Here is an 11,995-nt window from a genome sequence, read left to right as displayed (position 1 = left end):
CGTTCAGCCGTCAGGCGCCGCCCGGCGCAGCACACACCACGTCGCCCAGAGCGCCTCGCTGGCGATCCCCTGCCAGCGACCGGGCAGGGCCGCCGCCACCTCCTCGGCAGGGAGATGGATGGGTGTGCGCACCCCGAGCGTGTTGAACCAGAGAACGGCCCCGTCGGGCCGCAGCACGCGGTCCACCTCGGAGGGGAACAGCAGCATGTTGATCAACGCCACGACGTCGACGGAGTCGTCGGGCAGCGGCAGCGAGGCCCCGTCCGCCCGCACGCGAGGGGCCAGATCGGGAGGTGCCAGCGCCAGCATGCCCGCCGAGATGTCCACGGCGACGGTGGCCCGGAAGTGCGCCGCGAGGTGCACCGTCCCGAACCCGGTGCCCGAGCCCACCTCCAGGCACAGCGCCGACGGCTCGAGGAGGCCGCGCTCGCAGGCGTCGGGGAGGCCCACGAACTCCTCGGGCCGCAGGCGGTTGGACCAGTCGGGCGCCAACTCGTCGAACCGCTCGATTATCTCGGCCGCCGCGGCGGGCGTCCAGGAGGCCTCGTCGCCAGCCACCGATCGGGTCATGGCCCGCACAGGATGATCCGAACCGTCGAGATCGGGCAGATTCTCCGGGGCCGCGATCAGCGGCGGCAGGCGTCGGATCGTGTCCCGCTCGCCGTCCCGTTGCATCTGGCTGCGGCGGGCCGCTAGCCGGCGACGATCCGGGCGACCGTCGCCCGCGTCACCGGATCACCTCCAGCCCGCGCATGTACGGGCGCAGCGGCGGGGGCACCTCGATGGATCCGTCGGGCCGGCGCCACGTCTCGGTGAGCGCGGCCCAAACCCGCGGCACCGCCAGGGCTGAGCCGTTCAGGGTGTGCACGAGCCGGGTCCCGCGGGTGCCGTCGGGGCGATAGCGGACATTGGCGCGCCGGGCCTGGTAGTCGCTGAACCAGGAGACCGACGAGCACTCCAACCAGCGGTCGCTGCCCGGCGAGTAGACCTCGATGTCGAAGGTCCGGGCGGCCGCGCCCCCCAGATCACCGGTGCAGATGTCCACGATCCTGTAGGCCAGGGAGAGATCCGCGACCGCGCCCTCGGCCCGATCGAGCAGCTCGTTGTGCATCTCCGGGGCCTGCTCCGGGGTGGCGTAGGCCAGGATCTCGACCTTGTCGAACTCGTGCACGCGCAACAGGCCCCGGGTGTCGCGGCCCGCCGCCCCGGCCTCGCGCCGGAAGCAGGAGGTGTGGGCCATGAGGCGCATCGGGAGGTCGGACTCGGCGAGCACCTCGTCACGGCACAGCGACGTGAGCGGCACTTCGGCGGTCGGGATCGCCCACAGGTCATCGCGTTCCAGGTGGTAGGCATCGTCGGCGAAGCGCGGCAGGTGGCCGGTGCTGGTCATTGTCTCGGTGTGGACGAGCGTGGGCGGCCGCACCTCCTCGTACAGATCGGCGTTGCGGTCCAGGGCGAACTGCACCAGGGCGCGGGCGAGCATCGCGCCCTCCCGCCGGAACATGGAGAACATCGCCCCGGACAGCTTGGTGGCACGCTCCACATCCAGGAGACCCATCTCGGCTGTGAAGTTCCAGTGGGGGACGCGCTGGTGGGGGCCGTAGCGGTCGGGGGTGAAGTTCTCGACCCGCAGCACCGGGTTGTCCTCGGCCCCGGCGCCGACGGGACAGTCCTCGGCGGGGAGGTTCGCCATCCGCATCAGCAGGTCCTCGAGGCGCCCGCCCAGCTCGTCGGCCTGCGCCGCCAACGCCTTGGTCTCGTCGCCGAGCATGCGGCTGCGCTCGATGGACTCGACGGCCTCGTCGCGGCGGCCTTCCCGGTGCAGCTTCCCGATCTCGGCGGAGAGTTCCTTCACCTCGTGGCGCAACTCGTCGCGACGCGCCAGCAGGTGACGCCGCCGCACGTCGAGGTCGAGCGCCTCAACCAGCGGCGCGGTTTCGTCGCCCCGGGAGATGACGGCGGCGCGCACCCGCTCCATCTCATGTCGCAGCAAGCGGACGTCGAGCACCACAAAACCGTACCGGCGCGTCGCCCGGAGCCGTCAGCAAGTGCGGCGACGACGTGCTGCCGCCGCGGCGGCGCTGCGGCTTGATTCTCCTACAGGCCGGCCGCCCGCACCGGGGCGGGGTCGCGCCGGTAGTGCTCGCGGTAGCGCTTGACGAGCCAGCGATTGATCTGCTGCAGGGTCGCCTCCTGCCACGAGTACGGGCCCCGCGGCGCGAAGCGTGAACGAAGCCCCACCTGGACCATGGTGTCGGCGTGGATGTCGGCACCGTTGAAGTTGTCCACGTCGGCCTTGGCCTGGGCGAAACGGACGTCGAACATCGGCATCTCGACGACCTTGTGGTGGAAGAGGTAGCCGATCTGGATGGAGATGCCGTTGGCGCCCCTGGGGAAGACGGTGAAGTACGCCACCTGATCGGGCACGATCGCCAGCGCCAGCGTCGGGGGCACCAGCGCGAAGTTCCAGTGCCAACGATCCTCCTCGGACAGGTGCGGGAACACCGGGAACAGCGGCTCCCGCGTCAGATTGAACGAGGCGTCCTGCTTGAGGGTGCGGTTCGAACGCGAGATGTGGTTGTCACGTTCGGGGTCGAAGGGCACGAACGTGGCGTCGCTGCAGGGCATCACGTCGCCGATGCCGCTGTGCAGGCGGTTGTTGTGGTAGCCGTCCACGAAGTTCTCCAGCATGACCTTCCAGTTCCACGGCAGGTCGTCGAAGTGGCCGCCGTCCACCCAGATGGTCTCGGTGAGGCGGTAGTTGCGGAGGATGCCGTCGAGGCCGCCGAGCGTGGGGACCAGCGGCAGGGCCTCGCCGTTGAAGGTGACGAAGATGAACCCGTTCCAGAACTCGGTCTTGAGCTGCGGGAGCCCCAGGCATGACTTGTCGAAGTCGGCGCGCTGCTCCATCGCCGGCGCGCCGAGCAGCCGGCCGTCGAGGCCGTAGACCCAGAAGTGGTACGGGCAGCGGAAGTTGGATCCGTTGCCCGAGCCCTCGGCGACGACCATGCCCCGGTGGCGGCAGACGGCCGACAGGACGCGCACCTCGTTGTCGGCGCCGCGCACCGCCACGAGCGGATCGTCGAACAACTGCACACAGAAGTAGTCGCCGGCGTTGGGGATCTGACCCTCGTGGCCGACGCACACCCAGTCCTGATCGAAGATCGCCCGGCGCTCGAAGGCCAGGAACTCCTCCGACGTGTAACAGGCGGGCGGCAGAGTGATCGCCTCGTTGACATCGGTCGTCGATGCCTCGAGCGCCGCCAGGAAGCCGTCCTCAGAACTCACGGCCAACCTCCTCTCCGTCAGTTGCGGGCCTCGCTGGGCGGCTCACCGGCCCGCTCGAAGGCCTCGACAACCTGCGAGTAGGTGAGCATGTCGGCGGCGGCCCGGGCGGGCACGGGTGCCTCGCCGTCCTCGCTGGAGATCGGCGTGCCGTCGGCGGTGGCGCGGTCGGCTGCGCGCTGGCGGGCCGACCAGCGGAAGAACACGCCGGCGATGATCGCCCACAGGTACAGGCCGCCCGCGATCTTCATGATGAGCCCCGCCATCTGCTGGTCGTTGGCCACCGACACCCCCCACAACCGCAGCGGTGTGTCGTAGGCCTCGTAGATGGGGGTCTGGGCGAAGGTCAGGAACCCAGCCGGGACCGTGGGCAGCACCGACATGGCGAACAGGTAGAACATCTTCGGCAGCGGCTGCAGGCGCAATTCGGGAAATGGCCCGCACACCGGCAACCACATGGCGATCGCCGTCACGAACAACGCCAGGTGTGCCGTGTAGTGGAAGACGCCGTTGGTTGCGCTGGTGTTCACCACCCAGGGAATGTGCGTGATCGCCACGACCACGTTGAACGTGATGCCGACGGTGATCGGGCGCAGCAGGCGCCGTGCCAGCGGTCGGGAGGGTTCGACGACGCGCCGTGCGATCCACTCGGGGGTGGCGAGCAGCAGCAGCGGCGGCACCACCAGGGTGATCAGCAGGTGTTGCACCATGTGCACCGAGTACAGGTACTGCTCGGAGATGTCGTGCATGGGCCAGCCGCTGGCGAACCAGAGCACACCCACCGCCGCCAGGTAGCAGCCCTTGCGGCGACGCTCGATGACCTCGCCGGCCGCCGGCGCCAGCACCCGTGCCACGTAGCCCCCGACGGCGAGCGCCACCAGGACGATCACCCACACCTCGGGGTGCGGTGTCCAGCCCCACAGGTCGTAGTCGATGAACTCCCGCATCGCCCACCCCCGGACGCCGGGCTCAGGCTCCCCAGATCCGGAACGCGGTCAACATGACCAGATAGACCCCCAGGGCCAGCACGATGCCCGCTACGAAGATCCTCTTGAACAGCACCGAATCGAATTTCAGGTGCATGAACCAGGCCACCACGTAGATGAACTTGAGGACCATCAGCACGATCAGGATCACGTAGATCGCCGCGTCGCCGAGGTTGTGCACCGACTCGAAGTAGGTGAAGACCTCGAGCGCGGTGAGGCCGCCGAGAATCAGGGCGATCTTGACGTACTGCCGGTCCGAGGGGTGCTCGTGGCCCTCGCCGTGGTCGTCGTGGGCGGCCTCGGCCACGTCGTGCGGCACGGCCTCCTCGGCGGGCGGCGCCGGCTGTGTCTGGCTCATGGAGCGGCGCCTCCCCTACTGCGGGAAAAGGTAGATGATCGTGAAGATGAGGATCCACACGATGTCGACGAAGTGCCAGTACAGGCCGATGAGCTCGACGGTCTCGGCGTTCCGGGGGCTCAGGCGGCCGCGCAGGCTGGCCACCAGCGCCGACATCAGCATCACGATGCCGATGGTGACGTGGGCGCCGTGGAACCCGGTCAGGGTGTAGAAGGCCGACCCGAAGATGTTCGTGGTGTAGCCCAGTCCGAGGTTGTAGAAGACGGTGAACTCGTAGACCTGCCCGGCGATGAACGTGCCGCCGAGCAGCGCCGTGGCCACGATCCACACCCGGAAGCCCCGCTCCTCGCCCCGCGTCAGGGCCGACAGCGCCAGCACCATGGTCAGCGAGCTCATCAGCAGCACGAACGAGCTGACCGACGTGAACGGGATGTCGAAGACGTCGTTCGGGCCGATCTCGCCGGCCGGCAGCCGGGACTTGGCGAACATGTAGACGGAGATGAGGGCGCCGAACAGCAGGCACTCCGACCCCAGGAACAGCCACATCGCCACCTTGTTGTGGGACATGCCCGTGGTCGTGGGCGGGTGCGCGGGTGCCTCGTGGCCGCCCGCGGCCGGGGCGGTCACGGCCGCTTCGGGATCGGCGACATCGGTCACGATTGCTCCTCCGTCGCCTGCGCGGACGGACCGCCGGCGACTCCCGCTCCGGCCAGCTGGCGCGTGCCGTCACCGCCGTCGGGTCCACCCTCACCGTTCGTGGACGTCCCGCCGCCGGAGGCACCGTTGTCGGGGTCGTCGGAGGGGTCGGCGTCGTGGTGGTCGTCGTGCGCGTGGGCCTCGGGATCGTCGGGCGGCTCGAACACCCAGGCGTACAGGCCGCCCAGGATCAACAGCGCGCCCACGCCGGTGATCCAGAGGTTGTAGATGAGCCCGTAGGCCACCAGGGGCAGCCCGAGGGCGACCACCACCGGCCAGTACGAGGGCGAGGGCAGGTGCACGTCGGTGGCGCTGCCGTCGTGCGCCACGTCCTCGGCCCGGGCGATGCGCGTCACCTGGCCGTCGTCGCCGATGCGCCACTTGCGGTGCCAGAACTCGTCCTGGCGCGTGACGGTGATGTCGCGGTCGAAGTTGTGGACGGGCGTCGGCGAGGCGGTCATCCACTCCAGGCCGCGCGCGTCCCACGGATCGGGACCCACCGGCGGCGCGCCGCGGGCGCGGCGGCGGCTGACGCCGATGTTCCAGAAGAACAGCAGAAGGCCCACGGCGACGACGAACGAACCCACGGTGGCGAACATGTTCCACAGGTTGAATCCGGAGTCGGCGGCATAGCTGTGGATGCGGCGCGACATGCCCTGCAGACCCAGTATGTGCATCGGCCCGAACGTGAGGTTGAAGCCGATGAGCAGAACCCAGAAGCCGATCTTGCCGAGCTTCTCGTCGAGTTTGTGTCCGAACATCTTCGGCCACCAGAAGTAGATGCCCGAGAGCATGCCCATGAGGGATCCCCCGAATATCACGTAGTGGAAGTGGGCGACGATGTAGTAGGTGTCGGTCTGCTGGGTGTCCGCGGGCGCGATGGCGTGGGTCACCCCCGACAGGCCGCCGATGGTGAACATCGCAACCGCGCCGACGGAGTACAGCATCGCCGTGGTCAACCGCACCCGGCCGCCCCACATGGTCGCCAACCAGTTGAGGATCTTCACCCCTGTGGGCACGGCGATGAACATGGTGGAGAGCGAGAAGGCCGCCACCGAGACCGGCCCCATGCCGGAGGTGAACATGTGGTGGGCCCACACCCCCCAGCCCATGAAGCCGATGGCGATCCCCGAGAAGACCATGAACGGGTAGCCGAAGATGGGCTTGCGGCTGAAGACGGGGATGACCTCGGACATGATGCCGAAGGCGGGCAGGATGAGGATGTACACCTCGGGATGCCCGAAGATCCAGAAGAGGTGCTGCCACAGCAGCGGGTCGGCACCGGCCGCCACGTTGAAGAAGTTGGCGTCGAACAGCCGGTCGAAGCTCAGCAGGAACAGAGCGACGGTGATCACCGGGATGGCGAACAGCAGCAGGAACTGCACGACGAGCAGCATCCAGGAGAGCACCGGCATCCGGAACAGGGTCATGCCGGGGGCGCGCATGTTGAGCACCGTCGTGATGAGGTTGATGGCGCTGACCAGCGAGGCGATGCCGGCGATCTGCAGACCCAGGGCGTAGAAGTCCATGCCGTTGCTCGGCGAGTAGACGAGGCCGCTGTTGGGCGCGTAGCCGAACCAGCCGCCGTCGGGGGCGCCGCCGAGGAACCACGAGGTGTTCAGGAAGATGCCGCCGGCCAGGAAGGCCCACAGGCTGAAGGCGTTGAGCCGGGGGAAGGCCACGTCCCGGGCGCCGATCTGCAGCGGCAGCAGGTAGTTGGCGAAGGCGGCGGCCATCGGCATGATCACCAGGAACACCATCGTGACGCCGTGCATGGTGAAGACCTGGTTGTAGGCGTCCTCGCTGAGCACGTTGCCCCCGGGAACGGCCAGCTGCAGCCGGATAAGCAGCGCCTCGATGCCGCCGATCACCAGGAACAGCAGCGCCGCGGCGCCGTACATGATGCCGATGCGCTTGTGATCGACGGTGAAGAGCCAGCTCTGCCAGCCTGTGTCACCCCTCGGCCGCGAGAACACCCCGAGCGACGTCGAGGGCCGCACCATCTGCTCGCCTGCGGTGAGTTGCAGCGGGGGTTCGGAGGTGGTGGTCATGGGGTTGCCGGGGTCTCTCCGGGTTTCTGGGTCTCGGTACCGTCTCGGGTGTTCTCTGGTTCCGCTCTCTGCTGTCTAGCGCAGGGTCATCAGATATTCGACCAACGCGTCGATGTCGCCCTCGGTGAGGCCCGGGAAAGCGGTCATGCCGCGGGCGCCGTCGGCGTCGTTGGCCTTCCGCTCGGGGGCGTTGCGGATCCAGGCTTCGAGGTCGCCTCGGTTCAGGTCGCCCCGCTCAGCCACCTCGAGGTAGGGGATGTACTTGGCTCGGTTCTCGTAGAGGTCGAAGATGGAGCCCGCGAACGTGGTGCGGCTCGCCAGGTGGGTCAGATTGGGGGCCGCGCCCGCCACGAGTGCCGAGGTGATGGGCTCGGAGTCGAAGTCGCCGGTGCCGGCGTAGTCGGCCGTACCGTCGAGGCGACCGTCGAGGTTCACGTCGGTCACACCGTTGACGACGTGACAGTTGGCACAGTTCGCCAGGAAGACCTCCTGGCCCTCGTAACCGGGATCGGTGGGTTCCAGGGGCGCGGCGTCCACCAGTTGGCCCTGCACCCACTCCTCCCACTCGGCGGGCTCCAGCACGACGGCGTACATGCGCATGTAGGCGTGCGAGAGCCCGCAGAACTCGGTGCACTGGCCCATGTAGCGGCCCGGCTCGTCGGCCTCGATCACCCACGGATGGGTACGGCCCGGGACGGCGTCGCGCTTGCCGTTCAGCCGCGGGATCCAGAACGAGTGGATCACGTCCCGCGAGGTGATCTCCAGGGGCACCTGCTGGCGCACCGGCATCACCAACTCGTTCGCGGTCACGATGTCCGGCGCCGTGGAGGTGTCGCCGTCCAGGTGGTACTGGAACTCCCACCACCACTGCTGGCCCACGACGGTGACCCGGAGATCGTCCTCAGCGGCGGACACCTCGTTCAACTCGACGAGGGAGATGAGCGCGAACACCGAGATGACCGCCAGCAGGATCGTGGGGATGATGGTCCAGGCCAGCTCCAGCCGGAGATTGCCGTGAACCTGCTCGGGATACTCGTCGTCCCCGTAGAGGTCGTCGCCGTCACCCTCGCCGCCCGTGGCCGCCGCAGACGAGTCCCGGCGTCGCGCCCGGTACTTGAGGACCAGGTAGATGACGGCACCCTGCACCAGGAAGAAGACGACGACGGCGACCCCGAGGACGGGGAAGAACAGGTCGTTGATCTCCCGCGCGTCCGGGCCGGCCTCCGTGAGGGTGTCCAGCGGGTGCTCGTCGGCGCATGCGGTCAGCGCCAGCGCCACCGCCGGCGCGATCAGCGCCAGCCGGAGGCGCCGCCAGAGAGGCCTCCCGAAACGGCCGGCGGCGTGCTCGTCCATTACTCGTCGCCCTCGTGGATCTCGCCGGCCTCGTCGGTGCCGTGCTCGCCCGCGTGGCCGTGATCGTAGGGGCCGACCGCGGTCGCCACGATGCCGGCGGCCACGATCGCCACGGCGGCGAAGGCCAGCACGGTGGTGATGACCGAGCGGGCGATGTGGGGCCGGGCGGCGAACAGCATTGCCGCCAGCAGGATCACCGCGGAGACCCCGGCAGCGATCCAGACGGCGCTGAACTCGCTCACGGCCAGCAGGACGCGCGAGCCGCCGACCACCAGGATGGCCACACCGGCGGCGCCCAGCACCGGGATCTCGATGGGATGCATGAGCCCGTTGCGCAGTGCCCGATTCGCCGCCGCGTCGCCAGTGGCCCGATCCGCCCAGGCGGTGACCATCCACTCGAACGCCACGACGCCGGCCAGGATGAGCCCGATCACGAAGATGGCTGCGTGGGTGACGAGTCCGATCACGACCACGGCCGCCGCGAAGGCCAGCAGCGGCGGCCAGTAGGAGGGATGGGCCGGCGCCTCGCTCGGCGGCGTCTCGCCGGTCGGGGCAAGCTCGCCCACGGACTCGGCGTCGGCGTCGCGGAACGCCACGAGCATGCAGCCCAGGCCGGCGCCGACCAGGGCGGCGAAGACCAGCACGATGAAACCTGTGTGTTCCCCGACGCCGCCTTGCCATCCCAGGCTGATGACACCCTTCCAGGCGTCACGATCCACCACGCCCAGGTAGTCCGCGCCGGCGGGATCACCGGTTGCGATCCCGTAGATGATGGCGCCCACGGCGGCGAGGGCGCCGAACCCGAAGAAGAGCTTGAAACCCGGAGTCAGCACGTCAGCAACCTCGCTGCGGGCGCAGCCGGTGGACCGAGGGTGCGGGGATGGGGCTCATCACTTCGTCACGAAGAGTCCGACCCAGATGACCAGGTACACGAACACCATGACGTGCCAGAGCATGGCCGCCGCCGACATGCCGTCGAGGTGGACGCTGGGCGCCGGCGCGGTGAGGGCCCGCACCGCCATGACGAACAGGTAGCCGAGGGCCACGACGACCAGGGCGAGATGACTGCCCGAGATCGTGTAGATGAGCGGTGCCGCCAGGCTGCCCCCGTCGATCGCCAGCCCCATCTGGCGGTACTGGAAGGCGGTCTGGTTGATCACCGCCACGCCGAAGACGGCCGTGACGACCAGGGCGATGAGGGTGTGGCGCCGGTCGTCCCGCTTGGTGGCGTGCACCACCCACTGCATGGTGACGACGCTCAGCAGCAGCGTCCAGGCCATCACCGTCGGCGCGGTCAGCTCGACCCGGGCCCCGGAGGGGATCCACGACTCGCCGGGGTTCGCCCGCAGGAAATCGGCCCGCTCGGAGAAGTAGACGCCCAGCAGGCCACCGAAGTACATCAACACGGCCGCCGCGGCGAAACCCGTGCCCACCTGCAGGGTCCGGCGGCGCGGGGCGATCGCCGGTGCCACCATCTCGGTCGCCGGAGCGGCCTGCTCGCTCACGGGGCACCTCTCTCGCCTGTCGACGGCGCCGGCGCGTCCCAGAGAGGATGCGCCGAACGCACCGGAGCCGCCGGCTCGTCACCGAAGTTGTCCGGCGGGGGCGGCGAGGCGGCGAACCATTCCATCGTGTGCCCGCCCCAGGGGTCGGGAACCGTGGAGGCGCCCCGGGCGAGCGAGGCGGCGCCGCGCAGGGTGACGATCAGCACGATCGCCATAGCCAACAGGACCCCGATCACGCCGATGACGGCGAGGATGGCCGCAGCCTCCGCACCCCCCGAGGTGAAGCTCGCGCTGGGGCGTTCGGGTTGGCCCAGGAAGCCGGCGACGAGGCCCATCAGGCCCGTCAACAGGCCGGCCGCGCCCAGGATCGCCGCCGCGCCGAAGCCGGCGGCGTGCGAGGCCCGGCGCCCGAAGATCTTGGGGCTCCAGTAGAAGAGCCCGGCCACGGCACCGAGCACGGCCGCCATCGCCACGAGGTCCAGCAGCCCCGCGCCGGCCATGGTCCCCCGCAGATCGTCCAGGGGCGCCAGGGCACGGTCCAGATCACCCTGCCAGGACTCGTTGTGCCGAGCGAAGCTCCGCAGGAACCCGACCGCCCCGCCGAGCACCCGGATGAATCCCACGATCGCCGCGAAGACCAGCACGCCCAGCGCCGACATCGCCACGGCGAGGTGCCCGCTGGGCCGGGGCAGGCGGCGGGCGCCGCGCCCCAGGTCGGCCCAGCCTCCCAGCAGCGCCACGACCACCAGCGCCACGACGATGCCGCTGACCACGTAGAGCGGCGTCGTCTGGGCCGTCGGGCTGAAGAATCGTTGCAGGTCGGCACCGAAACTGAACACTCCGGCCAGACCGACGAGCGAGAGCATGACGCCCCAGCGCCGCTGCGGCATGCCGAAGGCCACCGGCAGGATCTCCCCCACGACACCGACCACGGGGATTGCGAACACGAACACCTGGGGCTGGTCGAACACCCAGGAGACCTGCTCGTACAGGTTCTGCCCGGCCCCGAAGCGCACCGCGCTCGGACCCCGCAGGTCGATCCACATGATGACCAGGTTGGCCAGCAGCACGGGCAGGCTCAGGAGCCACACGGCACCCGCCACGAACACCGACCAGGAGAACAACGGCATGCGTTCCAGGCTCATGCCGGCCGGCCGCTGGGTGCACATGGTGGTGAGCAGCACTCCCGTGGCGCCCAGCAGCGACAGCACCACCAGGGCGAAGGAGAGCAGGGAGAGCTCCACGGCCCGCTGCTCGCCACCGGCGGCAAGGCCCCCGTCGATCGCCCAGGAGGCGATGAGGATGCCGGCCCCGGTGAGCCAGCCCCAGAAGGCGGCCGCGGCCGCCCGCGGGAAGGCCACACCCCGGGCGCCGATCTGCAGTGGGACCACGTGCGTGGCGAGACCGATCCACAACGGCATGACGAACAGGAAGACCAGACCGACCCGGTAGAGCGTGAAGAACTGCCGGAACGATTCGATGCCCGCGAAGACCTCGAGACCCGGCAGGTTGGCGCGCTCGATGTGCAACAGCAGCCCGCACACCAGCACGAAGGTGCCGAGCAGCAGCGACGCCAGGATCCACATCCGCCCCAGCGTCTTGTGGTCGCTGCTGGACAGGATCCCCGCAAGTCCCCGCGGGGTCGGCGAGCCTGCCGGCGTGGCCGAGGCGTGCTCGTCCGTGGCGGCAGCGTGAGTCTCGGTCGCGGTCATACGAATTCGGTAACGAGGTGCGAGTTGTCCGTTCGGTATGACCGCTCGG

11 protein-coding genes are annotated in these 11,995 nt (G+C 69.4%); all 11 read right to left on the bottom strand.

Going from position 1 to position 11,995, the window contains the following annotated elements; translation table 11 throughout:
• Window positions 1-3 precede the first annotated feature (3 nt).
• Window positions 4-675 carry a class I SAM-dependent methyltransferase gene (locus tag OXG55_17575; protein MCY4105045.1) on the bottom strand — a complete coding sequence of 224 codons (672 nt, stop codon included), beginning with the start codon at window positions 673-675 and terminating at the stop codon, window positions 4-6.
• A gap of 52 nt (window positions 676-727) precedes the next feature.
• Window positions 728-2,008 (bottom strand): serine--tRNA ligase, encoded by a 1,281-nt coding sequence (gene serS, locus OXG55_17570; GenBank protein ID MCY4105044.1) that lies wholly within the window; start codon window positions 2,006-2,008, stop codon window positions 728-730.
• 89 nt (window positions 2,009-2,097) lie between these two features.
• A complete protein-coding gene (locus tag OXG55_17565) occupies window positions 2,098-3,288 on the bottom strand; it encodes an aromatic ring-hydroxylating dioxygenase subunit alpha (GenBank protein MCY4105043.1) in 1,191 nt (396 codons plus the stop codon).
• 17 nt (window positions 3,289-3,305) lie between these two features.
• Window positions 3,306-4,232, bottom strand: coding sequence for a cytochrome c oxidase assembly protein (locus OXG55_17560; GenBank protein MCY4105042.1), 927 nt, complete (start codon window positions 4,230-4,232; stop codon window positions 3,306-3,308).
• A gap of 22 nt (window positions 4,233-4,254) precedes the next feature.
• Window positions 4,255-4,629 (bottom strand): cytochrome C oxidase subunit IV family protein, encoded by a 375-nt coding sequence (locus tag OXG55_17555; GenBank protein ID MCY4105041.1) that lies wholly within the window; start codon window positions 4,627-4,629, stop codon window positions 4,255-4,257.
• A 15-nt stretch (window positions 4,630-4,644) separates the two neighbouring features.
• The gene (locus tag OXG55_17550) at window positions 4,645-5,286 is read right to left on the bottom strand and encodes a heme-copper oxidase subunit III (GenBank protein MCY4105040.1); all 642 of its coding nucleotides are present in this window, start codon (window positions 5,284-5,286) and stop codon (window positions 4,645-4,647) included.
• Window positions 5,283-7,376 carry a cytochrome c oxidase subunit I gene (ctaD, locus tag OXG55_17545; GenBank protein ID MCY4105039.1) on the bottom strand — a complete coding sequence of 698 codons (2,094 nt, stop codon included), beginning with the start codon at window positions 7,374-7,376 and terminating at the stop codon, window positions 5,283-5,285. Before ctaD ends, OXG55_17550 begins: the two co-directional genes overlap by 4 nt.
• A gap of 75 nt (window positions 7,377-7,451) precedes the next feature.
• Window positions 7,452-8,729: a cytochrome c oxidase subunit II gene (gene coxB / locus OXG55_17540; protein ID MCY4105038.1), complete on the bottom strand. Its 1,278-nt coding sequence runs from the start codon at window positions 8,727-8,729 to the stop codon at window positions 7,452-7,454.
• Window positions 8,729-9,562, bottom strand: coding sequence for a hypothetical protein (locus OXG55_17535; GenBank protein ID MCY4105037.1), 834 nt, complete (start codon window positions 9,560-9,562; stop codon window positions 8,729-8,731). Before OXG55_17535 ends, coxB begins: the two co-directional genes overlap by 1 nt.
• Before the next feature lie 57 nt (window positions 9,563-9,619).
• Complete coding sequence (locus OXG55_17530) at window positions 9,620-10,234, bottom strand: cytochrome c oxidase subunit 3 (GenBank protein MCY4105036.1); 615 nt, start codon at window positions 10,232-10,234, stop codon at window positions 9,620-9,622.
• Window positions 10,231-11,946: a cbb3-type cytochrome c oxidase subunit I gene (locus OXG55_17525; protein ID MCY4105035.1), complete on the bottom strand. Its 1,716-nt coding sequence runs from the start codon at window positions 11,944-11,946 to the stop codon at window positions 10,231-10,233. Before OXG55_17525 ends, OXG55_17530 begins: the two co-directional genes overlap by 4 nt.
• Between the last annotated feature and the right edge of the window lie 49 nt (window positions 11,947-11,995).

It is taken from the genome of bacterium (genome assembly GCA_026708055.1).
GTDB lineage: Bacteria > Actinomycetota > Acidimicrobiia > Acidimicrobiales > CATQHL01 > VXNF01.
The sequence above is the reverse complement of the archived record's forward strand: the minus strand, read 5'-3'. Positions and strand labels throughout refer to the sequence as shown.